The sequence below is a fragment of the Streptomyces doebereineriae genome (assembly GCF_031845645.1).
GTDB lineage: Bacteria > Actinomycetota > Actinomycetes > Streptomycetales > Streptomycetaceae > Streptomyces > Streptomyces canus.
Genome location: NZ_JAVREZ010000002.1, coordinates 481,783 through 498,823 on the forward strand (window position 1 = coordinate 481,783; position 17,041 = coordinate 498,823).

The window sequence follows — 17,041 nt, forward strand, 5'->3', positions numbered from 1 at the left end:
GGCCCGCGTGACGATCGAGGTGCCCTACCAGCCGATTCCGGTTGACCAGTCGGACGTTCGCTACGCCCACGGCCCCGACTCGGCTCTTCAGCCGGACGTCCTCGTCGGAGAGACGATCGAGTTCGACTGGAACGACAGCGCGATCTACCCGGGCACGTCACGGAAGTTCTGGGTCCATGTGCCCGCGCGGTACGACCCCGCCGAGCCGGCGTCACTGATGGTGTTCCAGGACGGTTGGTGGTACCTGGACCCCGGAGGCGAGGTCCGCGGCGCGGTAGTCCTGGACAACCTCGTCCACCGCGGGGACATACCGGTCACCATCGGCGTGTTCGTCGACCCTGGCGTCTTTCCCGACGCCGAGGACCCGAAGAACCGAAACACCGAGTACGACGCATACGACGGTTCGTATGTCGGCTTCCTCCTGAACGAGATCATCCCCGAGGTCAGGAAGCACTATTCGATCGCCGAGGACCCGGATCAGTGGGGCATCTGCGGTGGCAGCAGCGGGGGCAACTGCGCCTTCACCGCGGCGTGGCTACGCCCGGACAAGTTCCGCCGCGTCATCGGGTACCTGTCCAGCTTCGCGCAGATGCCGGACGGCAACCCGTACCCCGAAGTCATTCCCCGCGTTCCCCGCAAGCCACTGCGGATTTTCCTGCAGGCGGGCCATCGTGACCTGCGCTGGAACGAGCCCGAGGCGAACTGGCTGGCTGAGAACTTGCGAGTCGCGGCAGCGCTCGCAGAGGCCGGCTACGACTTCCGCCTCGTCCTGGGTGACGGCGGCCACAGCCCCAACCACGGTGGTGTCCTGCTCCCCGATGCCTTGCGCTGGTTGTGGCGGTCTGCTGATCGCCCGAACCAGCCAGTGGGCTCGGGTGGAGCGGCCTCGTAGAAGCGGGCGTCACGGATCAGGGTCACAGGACGTTGACTCTGCGGCGGGCAAGGGCGGTTACGGCCTGGGCATGGCGTTTGCGCTCGGCGCGCTTGCGGTCGCAGGACGCCCGGGATGTCGTCGGTTCCGCGTGCCCGGTCAGGGGCGGGCGTGATGCAGGGACCGTATGAAGGTGGTCCAGGTGTCGGGGACTATCTGGAGTATCGGTCCGTGGGGGGTCTTGGAGTCGCGGACGGCGATGACGCTGGGCAGGTTGCGGGCGACTTCGACACACTCGCCGTGCGCGTCGCCGCTGCTGTGCGTGGACTTCCTGAACTCGTAGTCGGACACGGGCCCTACATCTCCTTGCGGATGCTCTCGATGAGTCTTACGGAGTTGCTGTGCGCGAGTCCGAGCCGCGTGATCCGATCGAAGGTCGCGTTGTGGTGTGCGGCGTCAGTCTCGCTCTCCAACCAGACCTTCGTCGACGAAGTATCCACCTGTACGACGTCCAGAGCACCGGGCTCAGCGAAGGAGACGACGGTGAAGGCACAGGTCATCCCGGGGTGGGCACCGGCGATGAACGGGACCACCTGCACCCGCACGTTGGGCAGGTGCGCCGCCTCCAGCAGATGCTCCAGCTGAGCCCGCATGACGTCTCGACCACCGACCAGTTGGCGCACGGCCCCCTCGTGAAGCAACGCCCACAGCTGTAGCGGGCGTTCGCCGCCCAGCCTTGCCTGCCGTGCCATCCGCGCCTCGACGAAGGTCTCGATCTCGTCGAGGTCGTCCCAGGAACCGTTCCCGACCGCGAGGGCACGGGCGTAGTCGGCGGTCTGCAAGAGGCCGGGTACAAAGGTGAGTTGCCAGGTGCGGAGTTCCGTGGCGATGTCCTCCAGGGCCACGTACTCGATCTGCGCCGTCAGCTGCGGGTACTGGTTCCACCAGCCCTTTGCCTTACGCCGTTCCCGGTCCGCCTTGGCGAGGGCGAGCAGCTTGCCGGTAACTGTCTCGTCGGTCTCGCCCGTCCTCACGGGGCACACTATTGGACGGCAAGTCCCTTACCCGGCGCCAGGGTTCAACCCGCGCGAAACGGCCCGACATCAAGATCACGGAGTCCTGCTGGTACTGGCGCCTGGACCCGCTGGTTTCCGAGGCGTGGATTGCCGGACACCGGCAATGCGCAAAGATCTGCCATGCATGCATGCTGATGTCTGCTGGCAGAAACGGGGGGCGTCAATGGAAGCAGCCACAACCCGCAGTGTGGCGCGTGCACGCATGGGATCGGGCCTGGCGGTGACGGTGCTTCTGCTGCCTTTCGGCGGCTACGGGCTGGCCAGGGCGGGGGTAGTCCCCGAAGGCGCACCGATCGTGCTCGGCCTGCTGTCCGTGATCGCCGGCTCCGTCCTGCTACCGGCACTGTGCGAGGAGCGAGCCCCGTTCCGGCACTCATCGTCGCACCTGGCTGCGCACACCTTGACCGGCGAACGGTCCGTCGACGTCAACCGGATCACCACGGTCCGGCTGCTGACGACCTTCTCGTACGGCAGCACGTACCGGACCCTGTTGGTGCGCGATGCCCACGGTGTGCGACTGGGTATCACGACCGAGAGAAGCCGCAGGAAGCTGCGCCGAGCGATCGAGAAGGCGGACGCGAACGCCGCGCGAGGTCTCCCCAGGCCCCGCGTGAGCCGTGCGGCCCGGGCACATCTGGGCCTTGCCCCAGGGCGGGGGCTCGTCGTCCACACGGTTCTCGCCTTCCTTCTTGCGGCGGTGTCCGTGAGCCTGTACGTGGTTGCTGTACTCCGACTCGGCGGGCAGTAAGCCTTCCCCCGTAATGGCTGATTCAGGTGAAGCGGTGAACCCCGACGAGTGGGTGACCAACGGCGACCGACAGTGACGGGCATCCAGGACAGGCCACGCCCTTTTGTCTGTGACTCCGGTGCAGCCATGCCTGCCGGGAGAACTGAGCTGACGTGCGCTGATCCCCGCCAACAGGTGAGTGTGGCGGCCAGGTTGGCTGCGCGCCGGCAGCCAGAAGTATGTGCGTCGGGCGAATTGGCTACTCGACCAGATGCCGGTGCGCCTTGCTCCAGTCGATCCTGTCGTCGAGTTCGGTCAGGAACCCATCAGCAGCCCAGGTGGCCTGGGGCTCGTGCCCCTGCTCGGCCAGCCGGCGCACCAGGTCGGCATTGTCTTGCTGCCTGGCGATGACGGCGTCGACGATCCCCGCGGCCGAGTCGAGGCCGTACGCGCTGCAGAAGTCCTCCAGTCGCGATCGGCGGTCGGGCGGCGCCGGATAGTGCAGCCAGCGCAGGCATTCGGCATCGTCGCGGAACGGGGCAACGTACTCCAGGGCGTAGGCCACGTCGTTCATGCGTGGTGCCGGGCGGGCGAAGTCCCAGTCGATGATTCCCACCGGCTGGTTTTCCTGCCAGACGACGTTCCAGGGACCGAAGTCCCCATGGCAGATGACCTCGTCATCGCCTGGGCTGCCTGTTTCCGTGGACCAGTTCGCGCCCGGCGGAGGTGAAAAGCTCCTGCAGGCATCGTGGTAGTCGCGCAACAGCCGGGCGAAGTCCCTCAGACCATGGTCGTCCACGACCTTGGCCCAGCCCAGCTGACCGGAGTCACCCTCAATGTAGGTAAGGACCTCACGCCCCTCGTCGTCGATTCCCAACGGCTGCGGCGCATAGGCAAAGCCAACCTCCGCCAGGTGCCGCAGCAACGCATGGACGGTGGGCGTCCACGGCTGGACGGGCCTGCGGACAGTGTCACCAATCCGCACCACCCGCCGATGGGCACCGCCCTGCATCACTTCCTCACTCGACACGCAGTTCACGTTACCCAGCCGCCTGACGGCGCAGCACCTCGATTAGCCCCAGCCCGAATGAGACCTGTGCAACATGAAGTACGCAGGTCATGCCGGCACACATGGCAGGGGCCGATGTGGCGAAGTGATGTCGGACAGTGTCGAAATCGACTGGCTGCGCGCCTAAGGATGGAGGGCTTTTCGTTGGCCTGTGGCGGCGGACCGTACGATCGCGTCAAGGAGTCGGTGGCGCTTGACGGCGTGGGTGAAGTCCGGGGCGACAGCCGTTCCGTGGACGAGGTCGTCCCGAATCGCGGCGTAGGCGTGCACCAGCGTGTGGATCACTGTTCCGGCCAGGCCGGGATAGTCGTCGTAGCCGCTGGGCAGCGTGACCTTCGCAGGCCGACCGCCGCCGCGGGTGCCACGCACCGTGACCGGACCGATGTGCGGGAACTCGGCGGCGCTGATCTCAAGTCTCCCCTCCGTGCCGTCGATGATCAGAGAGAACCCTGCACCCGATGCCGCGCCTCCACGGTGGTGGACGGACAGAATCGCCCCGCCCGCCACAGTGCCCGAGATCGCGATCTGGTCCTCGGCGGTCATCGGAACGACCTGCCCGGTGCGCCCGACGGGAACCTGGCGGCGCCGGGTCGCGGTCGTAGCGACCACTTCCTCAAGCTCGCCGACGACCATCGACACCAGGTCGATCGCGTGTCCGAACGCGATGGTCAGCATCGTGGCCCCGAGCTTGCGGTCGAGCGTGTAGACCATGTTCGGAGACACCGGAGTGCCCCATTCGGTCGAAGACGCCACGACGGTGGCGGAGAGCACTTCCCCCACGAATCCTTCGGACACGAGGTCGGCCAGCCAGCGGAAGGTGGGCGAGGAGCGTCCCTGAAGACCGACGAAGGTGCGCGTCGTCCCGGCGGCACGCTCCATCTCCTCGGCCTCGCGCAGGTCGACGCCGAGCGGCCACTCGGAGAGCACCGGCACTCCCGCCTGCAGCACGGGCAACACGAGTTCGCGATGTTGGGGCACTTTGACGGCGACAACAACGAGGTCGACGTTCTCGTCGCCGGCGAGCTGCTCGACCGACGTGTACGCGGGTACGCCATACGCCGCTCCCGCGGCCTGGGCCGAGGCTTCGGAGCTCGCCGCCAGCGCGCGAAGCTCGATCCCGTCGACGGCGCTCAGCGCGGGCAGGTGAGCCCCGGCCGCCCAGCCTCCCGTGGCGCTCAGGCCGACGATGCCGACGCCGATCGGCCTACGGGGGTCAGGCACCGAGCTGCCGCCTCAGTGTCTCGCCGTCCCGCAGGGCTGTCATGTGCAAGAACTGCCCTGGGACCGCGTCGATCTCGCCGTTCAACACAGCGATGACCTGGTCCCGAGTGCCCGTCTCGCCGTTCAGGGTGGTCTCGTCGCTGATGAACTCGTCCATGCGGGAGATCCCGTGGGCGTTGAGCGCCCCGATGCAGCGCGGGTAGAACTCGCGCAGGTCGGTGTCGGACATGATCCCCTTCTTCGGCCGCCGGAGCGGAGGTCATGCTCGGTGTTTCGCGACGGCCCTTGACGGTTTCGTCGCGGTGATCGTCGGCAGGGGGAGGAGGAACCACTGCCCGACACTTTCGTACCGGACGGTACCGAAATTCTGCCGCACTGTCACGGCCCTCATGTGAGGAGATGTCTCACCGGTCGAGCGAAGGGGTACAGCCGCTACGCAGGCCAGCCGAGCAACGCCGTGTCGACGATCTCATCGAGCTCAGCAGGGCCGAGGCCGTTGGCGGCCTGCACCGCGATGCCGAAACCCATCGTCATGATGAACCGGGCAAGACGCCGAGGGTCGGCGTTGCGCGGAAGATCACCCTCGTTGACGGCGCGCCGGAAGCGCTCCTCAAGGCGGACCCCCGCGTCGTTGCGCCAGTCGACAAGCAGGTCGTGGACGGCCCGGCTCTCGTCGCTCGACGCCAGCGCACCCTGCACGGTCAGGCACCCGGAGGGGCCGTCGGGAGGGGTCGTGGTGCAGACCGCTCCGCGGAGGAAGGCCAAGGCCACAGCCCGTGCGGTGGGCTCCTCCAGGGCGCGCGTGGCGTAGGCGGCCGGCCCCGCGCCGTAGCGCTGGAGGGCCTTGCGGAACAACTGCTCCTTGTTGCCGAAGGCCGCATACATGCTCGTCTTGGTGATCCCCATGGCGCCGGTCAGTTCAGCGAGGCTTGCACCTTCGTAACCTCGCGCCCAGAACACCCGCATCGCGCGTTCCAGCGCCTGGTCGATGTCGAATCCTCGAGGCCGACCCATGACGGCCCTACGGGAGTCACTCATGCCATAAGCGTACCCCTCGGTACAGATCTCGGCTGACCAGCAGTTTCATCCCCACAAGGAGGTGGCGAACGCAGTTCAGTACCGATCGGTCTTGATGTGCTAGGGTTCTGCACCGACCGGTACTGAAGTAATGGGAAGGGAAGTCCGCGCCATGAAAACCATTTCGCTCGGCAGCCTCGCGGTCTCGCGCATCGGTCTCGGAGCCATGGGAATGTCGGCGTTCTACACCGGCGCCGGCCAGTTCGACGACGAGTCGATCCGCACGCTCCACCGCGCTCTGGACCTCGGGGTCACCCATATCGACACCGCTGAGGGGTACGGCCCCTTCATCAACGAGGAGCTGGTCGGCCGGGCCGTGCAGGGGCACCGAGACGAGGTCGTGCTGGCGACCAAGTTCGGACTGATCTCCCACACCGGTGGCACGGCTCCGGACAGCACCCCGGCCAACATCCGCCTGGCCGTGGAGGGATCGCTGAAGCGCCTGGGTACCGACTACATCGACCTCTACTACCAGCACCGGGTGGACCCCGGCACGCCCATCGAAGAGACCGTTGGCGCGCTGGCCGAACTGGTGGCCGAAGGCAAGATCCGCCACATCGGCCTGTCGGAGGCGGGCCCCGCCACGATCCGCCGCGCCCACGCCGTGCATCCGGTCACCGCGGTCCAGTCCGAATACTCGCTGTGGACCCGCGACCCGGAGGCCGAGATCCTGCCCGTCCTGCGCGAACTGCGTATCGGCTTCGTGCCGTACTCCCCGCTCGGCCGCGGCTTCCTGACCGGCAACATCCGCTCCCTGAACGATCTTGACGCCGACGACTGGCGCCGCACCAACCACCGCTTTGCCGACGGCAACCTGGAACGCAACCTGCGAATCGTCGACGAGGTCCGGGCCGTAGCCGCCGAGATCGACACCACGCCCGCGCAGGTCGCCTTGGCCTGGCTCCTCGCCCAGGGTGACGACATCGCGCCCATCCCCGGCACCAAGCGAGTCGCCCGGCTGGAGGAGAACGCCGCCGCCGACCACATCGAGCTCACTGCCGGCCACGTCGCCCGCCTGAACGACTTGCCCCCGGCCTCCGGCGAGCGCTACGACGCGGACAACATGGCCGCCATCGACAGCTGATCGAAGACGTACCACCACGCACGCCGCGGGTCGACATCCGGGCGAAGAGTGCCGCATTCCCAATGAGACTGTGCAGCATGAAGTACACAGGTCACGGCTCTGTGCCCCTCCTACGATCCCTGACCGGGCCGGTGCCGGGAGGGAACTGGACACGCTAGCCCGTTCACCCGGATGAGCCCACGCTGCTTCCGCAAGCTGATCACCGCGTTACACCGCGAGGGCGCGGACCCACAACGTACTGGCGCACGAACTTGACGCTGCGCCAGCCGGCTCCGATATTCGGCATTGATGCTCATCGTGGACGGCACCCTGGCGCCCACCCGCGACCATGCGATTGCCGAACTCTCCCAAAGAAGCACCCCCACCCAGGTTGCTTCGGGACGACGAGAGCGCTGTAGACCTTCCCCACTTCATTGAGGCAGTCTTCTACGCAGGTTTCGTACGATGTCGTCAATTCGTCCATTGCTGGCTTCGTACCCCGCGCCCCCATCTTCCAGGAGCATGATTTCCCGGATCTGGGCAGGCGTCAGCCCTCGGTCGTGCAGAGCTATCACCTGGTCTCGCCAGGCGATAGCCGACATAGCCCCGTCGATGTTGTAGTGCGCTTGCAGAGTGCGTTCCGCGATGTGCTGCGCCTGTGTCAGTGCCGCGTCTGCTCTCGCGAGGCTGCGTTCCGATTGAGCTTCGGACTGAGCCAAGGCACTTTCGGCCTTGCGTAGGCTGAGGACGGCCACGAGGACGGCAATCACATTTCCCGCAAGCCCTGACCACGCGGCAATACTGTCCGAGTCCACTTCCGGCCCCCTACGACGTGTTGGCCGGAGAGACGCATCGGAAGACAGACCGGTTCCCCACAGCTCACGAGGCCCCAGGTAGCTGGAAGGCTGCCAATTGACACAGATGTCCAGTCTTACCGCAAGTCCGCGGAGTCCCGGCTTCTGAAGGCCCCGGCCGAGGTGTTCACAAAGCGGCCAACATCGTCAACGCCCTGCCCACGTCGGCCCAGGTCGTCAAGAAAATCACCGATGACGTCGACGAGCTGCTGGCCTTCGACGACTTCCCCTCCGAACACTGGATCCATCTGCGGACGACGGATGTAATCGTCAAGGAGGGCAGGTCACGGGCCAGTGCCGGGGATGGCGGGCAGGCGGGGCCTGCCGATCGGGCGCGTGGGCTGCCGGCACGCCACCTTGCGGCCCTCGGCGGCGCCGGAGCCCGCTTCGAACGCGGCCACCTCGTCGAAGCCCCGAGACCCTGGCGGCGTGCACAGTGACGCTCACCCAGACGCGCACCCGCATGTGGTGATGCCAGGGCGTAACGGACAGGCTAGCGAGGTGCCGCGAGTACGTCCCGGAGTACGTTCTCGAGCGTGACGCGGGCCAGCTCGTGTCTCAGGGTCTCCTCGATGCCCTCGTAGATGCTCTGCATTGCCGGCTGGATGCCGTGACCCACCACGCATTCCTGGTCCGGGGTGGTGCGGTGCATTGCGAACAGCGGGCCGGGTTCCACTGCCTCGTACACGTCGAGCAGGGTCATCGACTCCAGCTCGCGCGCCAGCGTCCAGCCCGCGCCCACGCCCCGCCGGGACTCCACGAGCCCGGCCCTGCGCAGCTCGCCGAGCAGCCGTCTGATCACCACGGGGTTGGTGTTCGCGCTGGTCGCGATCTGCTCGGAGGTGGCGACCTCATGGCCCTGGCGCTGATAGAGGCCGATCCAGGCCAGCGCGTGGGCGGCGATGGTCAGCCTGCTGTTGGCGCTCATGGACTCCTCCTCGCGGCTGCAACGCTTCATGTTACGACAGGGAAGTCGTAACAGCAAAGGTTGCGACAACCTGTCGTAACAATTAGCGTTACGACTGCCAGGAAGGGTCAATCAACGAGGTGAGAAGAATGAGCAAGCCACTCATGGGCAAGGTCGCCCTGGTCACCGGGGGGTCGCGCGGACTGGGAGCCGCGACCGTACGGCTGCTGGCCGAGCAGGGCGCCGACGTCGCCTTCACCTACGTCAGCTCCGAGAAGCAGGCGCAGGCCGTCGTCGACGAGGTGCACGGCAAGGGAGCCAAGGCCGTCGCCTTCCAGTCCGACCAGGCGGACACGAGCCGGGCGCCGGCACTGATCGACGACGTGGTCGCGCACTTCGGCGGCCTGGACATCCTCGTCAACAACGCGGCGATCTCCGCGGCCGGCACGGTGGACGACCCGGACGCCGACACCGCCGCACTGGACCGGATGCACGCCACCAACTACCTCGGCGTGATCGCCGTCATCCGGGCCGCCTCCCGAGTGCTGCGCACGGGCGGCCGCATCATCACGGTGAGTTCCGGACTGGGCTCCCGGGTCGGCGCCCCCGGCCTTGCCGACTACTCGGCGACCAAGTCCGGGATCGAGAGGTACACCATGGGCGTCGCACGCGACCTCGGGCCCCGGAACATCACGGCCAACGTCGTGGAGGCCGGACTGATGGAGGGCGGCATGCAGCCGCCGGACTCCGAGACCCTCAAGGCCCTGGTCAGCTCGCTGTCCCTGCAACGCATGGGGCACCCCGACGAAATCGCCGCGGCGATCGCCTTCCTGGCGAGCCCCGCCGCGTCGTACGTCACGGGCGCGGTGCTGGACGCCCACGGCGGCTACAACGCCTGAACACGAGCCCCTGCCGCGCGCCCCGAAGGACATCGCGCCTTCGGGGCGCGCACCGCCAACGCAAGGAACGCGCCCGCATCCGCAGCGAGAAGGGCATCCACTGGGGCGGACGCCCTCTGTCCACCGCAGCCTGAACGACCCGGCGAATTGATGCGGTCACATCACTAGCATGGGCGCAGCGCCGACGGAGGGACTGACAGACCCGATGGAACACGTGGAGCCGGATCACACTCCCCTGCCCGCGTCATTTCCCATCGTGCCTGCGACAAATCCCGACGGCGGCTGGGGTGCGCAGCGGACTCCGCTGGCCGCACCGATGGTCGGTCTCGACCCCACGCAGCGCGACGGGGGCCCGACCCCCTCGCACTGCGCACGTTCGTGGTGACGCCGCTGTCGCCGGAAGACCGTCGAGTCCTGCGCGAAAGGCTCGCCCCCGAGGAACGAGCCCGCCTTGCAGCGGAGACGGCGGGCCCTGAAGGAGAGCGCCTCCTCATGATCCGCGCGGGGCTGCGGCTCCTCCTCGTGCAGATGTTGGACGCCGACCCAGAAGCCGTCGTCCTCGATGACGGCCCCTGTCCGCACTGCGGTCGGCCCCATGACCTCACCGCGAGCTCCCCGGCCGGCCGCCGACTGCACTTCGCCGCTGTCGGGCGAGGCGATCTGATCGTGTACGCAATCTGTCGATCCCCCGTCGGGCTCGGGCTGGGCGTGCCCGACGCACCTGGCCGCCAAGCATGGCTGCGGGCCCGCAGCCCGGCCAGGCTCGCCGCGCAACAGCAGGCTGTGGCCCGGGGGCGGTGTTCCCCTCCGCGGGACAGTTCGGTGGAGTACATCGTGCGCTTCGTCGATACGGCGCCCGAATACGACTGTGTCGTATCGGTGGCGCTGGAGGTGCCTTTCCGCCCGGACAACCCCGTTTTCCGGGACCCGCCGACCGACTGACAGACCCGGAACCGTCAAGCCGACCAGGAGCCGACCCCGGCCCGGCGTCCAACTCTGCGGCGCATTGGGCAGGCACGGAAGATCGCCGTGGTCGAGGCGTCGGTCATTCCCTGTCAGGGTGCGCAGGACCTGCCGTAACAACGTCTCCTACTTTGCTATGCCGCAGACCTCCACAACCGAACTGAATTCACTTAAGGTGCGGTGAAGTCATTGACGAGGAGGTCAACCATGGCGTTTGTTCTCATCCACGGTGCAAGCTTCGGCGCGAACTGCTGGGACGAGCTGATCCCCCATCTCGGTGCGGAAGCGTTGGCAGTCGATCTTCCAGGGCGGGGCAGCAGGGCCGGAGTCGACCTGGGCTCGATCACTCTCGCGGACTGCGCCGATGCGGTCCGGGAGGACGTCGAGGCAAAGGACCTGCGGGACGTTGTACTGGTCGGTCACTCCTTCGCGGGAGTCACCATGCCGCGCGTCCTGGACCTCATACCCGACCGGATCCGCCACGTCGTCCTCGTGTCGGCCGTGGTGCCGGCGGACAGATCCCGGGTGCTTGACCAGATCGATCCCGAAGTACGGGGTCTGGTGGAACAGTCCATCGCCGACGGCGTCTACCACCAGACCCGCGAGGGCGCCGCCGCAATGCTGTGCAACGACATGGACGAGGCGACCACCACGTCAGTCCTCGACCGGCTTGCCGACGATTCGGCCGCCCTGCTGAGAGAGACAGTGGACCTCAGCGGCTACCGACGCGATATCCCCCGGACCTACGTGCACCTCACGCGGGACCAGTGCTACGTCGAGGAACTCCAGCAGCGATCCATAGCGCTGCTTCGGCCCGACGTCATCGATCTCGACACCGGTCACATGGCAATGATCAGTGCGCCCGAAAAGCTTGCCTCCGTGCTCAACACCATTCACGGCTGATCGTCATGTTCGGCCTGCGGTCGGCGGACCGTGAAAAGGCTTCGCCTCGTGGCCCTCGGCGACGTACCCCTGCTGCAAGCCGTACGGCACGGCGACTACCGCGCCACTGGCCTTCTATGCGGTGGCAGTCATCTTCCGCCTGGCACTCACTCTCGACGCAGGGAAGATCAACTCTCTAGCTGACGGACGGTCAAGGCCGTGCCCATCGCCGTGCCCATCCGGTTCCACCGTGCCCGCCATGAACATGCCGTGAATGGCAGACTGCATGGACGGTGAGTGACGGGGGGCGCCAGTGAGTAAGAGGCAAGTACGGAAGATGCTGCGGGAGATGGCAAGCGGGGAGCCCGTTCGGATGACCGTCTCCGCGTGGTCGTGGAAGCGCCTCGCCCGACTCGCCTTCATCGCCGAGCAGTTCGGGTACGAGTACGCCGACTTGCAGATGACCAGCGACAACAAGTTCGCGCTGTTCATCGTGCCCGACCCCAGCCCGGAGGGCCGACAGCGCGCTGCGCAGAACCGGGCGCAGTATCCCGACGCCGGCGAGGGTGTAGCGCTGCCGCCTGTCGTGCCCGACGCGATCGATCTCCTCAAGGCCCGCATGGTGGTCGACAGTGGCAGTCAGTACAGCGACAAACTGCGGACGGGGATATTGGTCTTCTTCCTCACCATGACCGCCGCCGCCATCTGCTTCAGGCTGCGCGCAGACACTGACGCGGTCGTCATCGTCGGCATCGTCTGGGCCGCGCTCATGGCCCTGCTGCCCGTCCTGCTCGTCTACAGCCGACGTTACAGAGCCAAGTACGCCGCTCAGCTGAAGGCCGCCGGGTTCACGCCGGTGACCGACCGGAACGGGCGGCTGCGGTATGTGCCGCCAGGCGGACAACTTCCCGGACACGGCAATCCGTTCGCCGCAGGGGCATAGCGGCCGTGCCCGGTGGGGCCGGCGGCGGCCCCGTCTACCGAGCCCCCCAGCTCGCTGAAGATCGGTCGACGAGTAGCCGTGCCAGAACCGTGCCAGATCACCGAGCTTCCCAAGCTCAGCGCTCTACGACGTCGGCACTGAGGCGGCCCGGTCAACGTCAGGGGCATGCGCGCCGGACAGAGTCACCCGTCCCTCGTACCAATGGAGACCGACAGCGCCACCTCCCGGACTGATCCAGGTGAACACTGGCTGTCGGCCGACGTCGAAGAAGCAACCGTCTTCACGGAGCTCTGGACACCCGCGAGCTAGCTCATAGATGCCCGAAATGTGCATCAGGCATAGCATGAAAGCGGGTCGGCACACTCTCACGTGCGACCGGCCCGGAAGGGCGACCCCGGTGTGTATACGCCGGGGTCGTTGAAGCACGGCGGACGTGGCCGGCCCAGCACGGCGTGATCGTTCCGTCGATGTCCGGAGTGGCGCGGCCAGGGCGTCGTGAACCCGACATGGCGCAGGTTCGGCATTCTGGAAGCGGTCTGCGCGAACACCGCGACCGACCAGCCGGCCACGGCCACCGTCTGCCCCCCCCCTGTGATCAGGTCCGGTGGCCCGGACCCGGCCCGCCGACCGGTCGGCCTCCCCCTGTCTTCGTCGGCACAAGCCCCTTGTGGTGAACGGAATCGGGGGCGACATGCTGCCCATGGCTCAATCGGCTCGTTGGACCGGTCGGCGATGCGAGCCTGTGCCGGTCGACGGCGTCGTTCCCCGCTGATCGCGGTTGCCTGCTGGTGGATCCGAGAGGGGCAGGGTGTGCGTTGCTACGGGCACCGCGTCGGGATACGTCGTCTGGGTGCCGGGCCGCCGCCCGGCGAACACCGCGTGAACGCAGCCACCCCGCTGAGTTCCCCATGTCAGAGGACGAAGGAAGCAGAAGCTATGACGGACCGTGGGCGCAGGCCGGGCAGGGTCGGGGTGGACCGGTCCGAGGGGTTCGGCGAACGGCTGCTCGGGGTGCTGCTGGACCGCGCACACGAGATGCCGCCGGAGTTGATCGCCCCGCTCGTCGCGGAAGAGGTAGCCAGGGTCGGGGGGCGGGAGGTCTCCATCCTCCTGCAGGACTACGAACAGGTGCTGCTGGTGCCGCTGCCGGGCCGGCGGCTGAAGCTGGGCGGCCCCGAGCCGGTCGAGGACTCCCCTGCCGGCGAGGCGTTCCTGAGCCGCAGAACGGTGGAGGTGCCGAAGGACGGCAGTGTGCGGATGTACCTGCCGCTGCTGGACGGAAGCGACCAGATCGGGGTGATGGCCGTCACCCTGGACCGCGTCGATGACGACGACCGGCGACTGCTGCGCAGACTCGCCGGTCTGGTCGCGGACATGATCGTCACCAAGGACGCCTATACCGACCAGTTCTTCCAGGCCCGGCGCAGCGCCCCGATGAGCGTGGCCGCGGAGATCCAGTGGTCGTTGCTGCCCCCACTGTCGATGACGATTCCGCAGGTCGAGGTGGCCGGGATCCTGGAGCCCGCCTACGACGTGGCCGGCGACAGCTTCGACTACGCCCTCAACGGCAACGTCCTGCACGTGGCCATGATCGACGCGATGGGCCACGGGCTGGACGCGGCGACCATGGCGACGGTGGCCATCGGCGCCTATCGCCACACGCGGCGGGCCCACACCGATCTGTCCCAGGTGTACGCGTTCATGGACAGGGCCATCAACGAGCAGTTCGGCCCCGACCACTTCGTCACCGCGCAGATGATGATTCTGGACATCACCACCGGCCGACTGCAGTGGGTCAACGCAGGCCACCCCGCTCCACTTCTGATCCGGGACCGCGCCGTGGTGGACCGGCTGGAGAGCCCGACCACGTTGCCGGTCGGCTTCGGCGGTGAGGAGCCGGTGGTCAGCGAGCGGATGCTGCGACGGGGGGACCGGTTGCTGTGCTTCACCGACGGCCTCATCGAGGAGCACCACACCGGCGGGGAACAGTTCGGAGAGGAACAGCTCGTCGAATGGACCAACCGGATCCTCCGCGAGCGCACGGAGGTACGGGCGGTGGTGCGAGCGCTCTCCCACGCCCTGAAACACGAACGCGGCGGCACCACGACCGACGACGCGACCATCTTCCTCGTCGAGTGGCGAGGCGGCGACGCCGATCACCTCGCCACCCTGGACTGAGCGCGACGATGCACCGGCTCCCTCGCTGAAGCCTGCCTCCGACCTGGGGTTTCGCGCCCAAGGTCGCGGATGCCGTGGGCGACGGCCCTCGCCCGGTCGAGCGGGTCGCCCCTCCAGCCCGGGAAGCGCTCCCTCGGGGCGCCGAGCCGATCGCGGAATCGGGGGCGAGGCCGTCACGACGCACCGAACCGAGACGGTGTACACCCGATGTGATGGCGGTCAAGCGGACAGACGCGCGGCGATCTCCTGGGTGTGGAAAGGGCGCTGGCGGCCTGGCCCGGCGCTGCGGGCTGCGGGTCAGATGCCGGCCGTGTGCCGGGAGGCGGCGCGGCGGTACTCGGCGTTGATGCGCTGGGCTTCTTCGAGCTGGTCTTCGAGGATGATGATGCGGCAGGCGGCCTCGATGGGGGTCCCGTGGTCGACGAGTTCCCGGGCTCGGGCGGCGATCCGCAGCTGGTAGCGGGAGTAGCGGCGATGTCCGCCCTCGGAGCGGAGCGGGGTGATGAGGCGGGCTTCGCCGAGGGCGCGGAGGAAGCTGGGGGTGGTGCCGAGCATCTCGGCAGCTCGGCCCATGGTGAAGGCGGGGTAGTCGTCGTCGTCGAGACGGCCGAAGGAATCGTCTGCTGTCATCTCACCTCTCTGCGGAACGCGTGGAGGGGCCCTGGTGCCGTACGGCACCAGGGCCCCGAAGGAACTGCTACACCATCTGCCGGCCCCAGTGCTGCGCCGGCCTTCTGTGTCCGCCGACCCGACCGAGACGCTGTCGGGGGCGCGGGGATCGCTGTTTCTCGACCGGAGACCACCTCACTATCGATGTCCTGCGGTACCCGGACTCAAGACTTCGCCCGGGCGATCCTGATGGCGCTCGGCTCCTCCGTTCTTCCCTCTGAACCAATCACTTGCCAAACGGGTACTGCGTACTGCTTGCACTGCTGATACCGCGCACTACTGGTGGCCTCGCGAAGCGCCACTCTCCGGCAGCCAGCCCCGTCGCCCGTCCTGCGTCCGCTCTGGCTTGGAACCCCACTGCCGAACTTCCCGATGCGCGCGCCCGCAGCCGACGCCTTCACCGAGGTACCGCTCACTTCACTGCTGGGTACTGCGAATGGCGGCCCCTGATCACTGCGGGCCACCCGGTCCGGTCGTCAGCCCCGTCGCCGTCCTGCAACAACCCTGGCTTCGGAACTCCACCACCGCACCGTCCTGCGCACTGCAACTACGTACTGCTGCCCGGCAGTTCGTGTCTGCCAGGCCCTGCTGTCTCTCTGGGCTACGAGAGAAACCATAACCACAGCACCAACCAATGTCTACTCTGACCGACATAGATTTTCGCGCGTTCGACATTGAGGTAATCCGCCTCGAAGCCGTGACCCCCAGGCTGTCGGTGGCAAGACCGCAGGACCCTCGTCGCCCGGTTGTGCCAGGCGTAGACGCCGACCGGGCGACCGCGATGACCTTGAAGTGCGTACCGGCCGAGGACCCGGCGGCCCGGAACCGGACTCCGAGGGCTTCGGGAAGAGGGTGCCGCTGGACGGCTCGCCCCGAACTGAGATCAGCACTGCGACGCGACCGCCAACTGCTCACCGCATCACCCGCCTACTGCTCCACCTTCACTTCCCGCCCTCGCTCCACGGCGAGTTCGCGAAGCCGTCGGCCTGGAACAGGAACGGCTGGAGAAGGTCCCGCCAGAAGGGGGCCGTCGCTCGCGGGCTCCAGCCGTCGTCGGCCTCGCTCCGCGTCTCGTCGAACTCCCGATGCATGTAGTCGGCCAGGTCCAGGCCGTAGTAGATGATGTCGGTCTGCCACATCGAGAGCACCGGATGCCCGAAGCTTCCCCGGCCGGCCGGCAGGTATCGGTGGGCATACACGGGCACCAGCACCGGCGCCTCCGCCAGATGATGCCGCGCCGTAGCCAGCGCCGCCGTCCCGTCGGCTGGACGCTCACCCCAGCCCTCGTACCAGAACCCGTTGTGCTCAACGCCGAGCAGAACACCCTCGACCGGCCAGTCGAGTTGCCGACGCAAGCTGTCCAAATCGCCGCCCCGCCACTCCGGCCAGGGCCTGGACCAGGTCTGCCCGTCCTCGGGAGGGACGTTGACCGGGAGCCCGGCCGCAAGGAACGCTCGGTGATCGTCCGCGAACTCGAAGCCGTACTCGCGCTCGATGCGCGTGAACTCAGGGTCCGTCAGACCCGGCTCGAACTCATAGAGGCCTGTCCGTGCCAGGCGACGTGCGGCCTCCGCACCCAGGCGTACGCCCTCATTGCTGATCACCGCCGCACGCTAGCGCCGACCGCAGCCAACCGTCACCC

At 67.5% G+C, this 17,041-nt stretch carries 17 protein-coding genes and 5 pseudogenes; 11 read left to right on the top strand and 11 right to left on the bottom strand.

Translation table 11 applies throughout. The features are described 5' to 3' along the window. Positions 1–7 precede the first annotated feature (7 nt). Positions 8–892, top strand: a complete 885-nt coding sequence (locus RNB18_RS07780) for an alpha/beta hydrolase (RefSeq protein ID WP_311713387.1) — start codon at positions 8–10, stop codon at positions 890–892. Here RNB18_RS07780 and RNB18_RS53630 read toward each other — a convergent pair. The 3 genes and pseudogenes from RNB18_RS53630 to RNB18_RS07790 form a co-directional block, all read right to left on the bottom strand. Next, positions 874–1,007: pseudogene (locus RNB18_RS53630) on the bottom strand (IS110 family transposase); the annotation flags it as partial. The gene RNB18_RS07780 and the pseudogene RNB18_RS53630 overlap by 19 nt on opposite strands. 23 nt (positions 1,008–1,030) lie before the next feature. Beyond that, positions 1,031–1,222 carry a DUF397 domain-containing protein gene (locus tag RNB18_RS07785; protein ID WP_311713388.1) on the bottom strand — a complete coding sequence of 64 codons (192 nt, stop codon included), beginning with the start codon at positions 1,220–1,222 and terminating at the stop codon, positions 1,031–1,033. A 5-nt stretch (positions 1,223–1,227) separates the two neighbouring features. Next, the gene (locus RNB18_RS07790) at positions 1,228–1,905 is read right to left on the bottom strand and encodes a DUF5753 domain-containing protein (protein WP_311713389.1); all 678 of its coding nucleotides are present in this window, start codon (positions 1,903–1,905) and stop codon (positions 1,228–1,230) included. 205 nt (positions 1,906–2,110) lie between these two features. On the opposite strand from RNB18_RS07790, the gene RNB18_RS07795 reads away from it, so the two are divergent. Continuing rightward, complete coding sequence (locus RNB18_RS07795) at positions 2,111–2,695, top strand: HAD family hydrolase (protein ID WP_311713390.1); 585 nt, start codon at positions 2,111–2,113, stop codon at positions 2,693–2,695. A 238-nt stretch (positions 2,696–2,933) separates the two neighbouring features. On the opposite strand, the gene RNB18_RS07800 is transcribed toward RNB18_RS07795, so the two are convergent. The 4 genes from RNB18_RS07800 to RNB18_RS07815 all read right to left on the bottom strand — a co-directional run bounded on the left by RNB18_RS07800 (position 2,934) and on the right by RNB18_RS07815 (position 6,002). Continuing rightward, on the bottom strand, positions 2,934–3,704 hold the full coding sequence (locus RNB18_RS07800; protein ID WP_311713391.1) for an aminoglycoside phosphotransferase family protein: 771 nt from the start codon (positions 3,702–3,704) through the stop codon (positions 2,934–2,936). Positions 3,705–3,866: 162 nt separating this feature from the next. Continuing rightward, on the bottom strand, positions 3,867–4,964 hold the full coding sequence (locus RNB18_RS07805) for a Gfo/Idh/MocA family protein (protein ID WP_311713392.1): 1,098 nt from the start codon (positions 4,962–4,964) through the stop codon (positions 3,867–3,869). Further along, a complete protein-coding gene (locus RNB18_RS07810; protein WP_311713393.1) occupies positions 4,957–5,193 on the bottom strand; it encodes a hypothetical protein in 237 nt (78 codons plus the stop codon). The genes RNB18_RS07805 and RNB18_RS07810 overlap by 8 nt, the downstream gene beginning before the upstream one ends. A 203-nt stretch (positions 5,194–5,396) precedes the next feature. Further along, positions 5,397–6,002 (bottom strand): TetR/AcrR family transcriptional regulator, encoded by a 606-nt coding sequence (locus RNB18_RS07815; protein WP_311713394.1) that lies wholly within the window; start codon positions 6,000–6,002, stop codon positions 5,397–5,399. Between the two features lie 151 nt (positions 6,003–6,153). Here RNB18_RS07815 and RNB18_RS07820 point away from each other — a divergent pair, with 151 nt between their 5' ends. Next, positions 6,154–7,125 (top strand): aldo/keto reductase, encoded by a 972-nt coding sequence (locus RNB18_RS07820; RefSeq protein ID WP_311713395.1) that lies wholly within the window; start codon positions 6,154–6,156, stop codon positions 7,123–7,125. A gap of 171 nt (positions 7,126–7,296) precedes the next feature. Next, a pseudogene (locus RNB18_RS07825) lies at positions 7,297–7,476 on the top strand (IS5/IS1182 family transposase); the annotation flags it as partial. 59 nt (positions 7,477–7,535) lie between these two features. On the opposite strand, the gene RNB18_RS07830 reads toward RNB18_RS07825, so the two are convergent. Then, positions 7,536–7,919, bottom strand: coding sequence for a hypothetical protein (locus RNB18_RS07830; protein ID WP_311713396.1), 384 nt, complete (start codon positions 7,917–7,919; stop codon positions 7,536–7,538). A gap of 164 nt (positions 7,920–8,083) precedes the next feature. On the opposite strand from RNB18_RS07830, the pseudogene RNB18_RS54075 reads away from it, so the two are divergent. Further along, positions 8,084–8,398, top strand: a pseudogene (locus tag RNB18_RS54075) (IS256 family transposase); the annotation flags it as partial. A 53-nt stretch (positions 8,399–8,451) separates the two neighbouring features. On the opposite strand, the gene RNB18_RS07840 reads toward RNB18_RS54075, so the two are convergent. After that, the gene (locus RNB18_RS07840; RefSeq protein WP_311713397.1) at positions 8,452–8,886 is read right to left on the bottom strand and encodes an Rrf2 family transcriptional regulator; all 435 of its coding nucleotides are present in this window, start codon (positions 8,884–8,886) and stop codon (positions 8,452–8,454) included. 128 nt (positions 8,887–9,014) lie between these two features. On the opposite strand from RNB18_RS07840, the gene RNB18_RS07845 reads away from it, so the two are divergent. The 5 genes from RNB18_RS07845 to RNB18_RS07865 all read left to right on the top strand — a co-directional run bounded on the left by RNB18_RS07845 (position 9,015) and on the right by RNB18_RS07865 (position 14,730). After that, a complete protein-coding gene (locus RNB18_RS07845; RefSeq protein WP_311713398.1) occupies positions 9,015–9,764 on the top strand; it encodes an SDR family NAD(P)-dependent oxidoreductase in 750 nt (249 codons plus the stop codon). 492 nt (positions 9,765–10,256) lie between these two features. After that, on the top strand, positions 10,257–10,706 hold the full coding sequence (locus RNB18_RS07850; RefSeq protein WP_311713399.1) for a hypothetical protein: 450 nt from the start codon (positions 10,257–10,259) through the stop codon (positions 10,704–10,706). A 228-nt stretch (positions 10,707–10,934) separates the two neighbouring features. Beyond that, positions 10,935–11,630 (top strand): alpha/beta fold hydrolase, encoded by a 696-nt coding sequence (locus RNB18_RS07855; protein WP_311713400.1) that lies wholly within the window; start codon positions 10,935–10,937, stop codon positions 11,628–11,630. A gap of 352 nt (positions 11,631–11,982) precedes the next feature. Beyond that, positions 11,983–12,552 (top strand): hypothetical protein, encoded by a 570-nt coding sequence (locus RNB18_RS07860; RefSeq protein ID WP_311713401.1) that lies wholly within the window; start codon positions 11,983–11,985, stop codon positions 12,550–12,552. Between the two features lie 936 nt (positions 12,553–13,488). Beyond that, positions 13,489–14,730: a PP2C family protein-serine/threonine phosphatase gene (locus RNB18_RS07865; RefSeq protein ID WP_311713402.1), complete on the top strand. Its 1,242-nt coding sequence runs from the start codon at positions 13,489–13,491 to the stop codon at positions 14,728–14,730. 297 nt (positions 14,731–15,027) lie between these two features. Here RNB18_RS07865 and RNB18_RS07870 read toward each other — a convergent pair whose 3' ends face one another. Further along, a complete protein-coding gene (locus RNB18_RS07870) occupies positions 15,028–15,360 on the bottom strand; it encodes a helix-turn-helix domain-containing protein (protein ID WP_311713403.1) in 333 nt (110 codons plus the stop codon). Between the two features lie 828 nt (positions 15,361–16,188). On the opposite strand from RNB18_RS07870, the pseudogene RNB18_RS53640 reads away from it, so the two are divergent. Beyond that, a pseudogene (locus RNB18_RS53640) lies at positions 16,189–16,439 on the top strand (phosphorothioated DNA-binding restriction endonuclease); the annotation flags it as partial. On the opposite strand, the pseudogene RNB18_RS07875 reads toward RNB18_RS53640, so the two are convergent. Beyond that, positions 16,404–17,003, bottom strand: a pseudogene (locus tag RNB18_RS07875) (hypothetical protein); the annotation flags it as partial. The pseudogenes RNB18_RS53640 and RNB18_RS07875 overlap by 36 nt on opposite strands. Between the last annotated feature and the right edge of the window lie 38 nt (positions 17,004–17,041).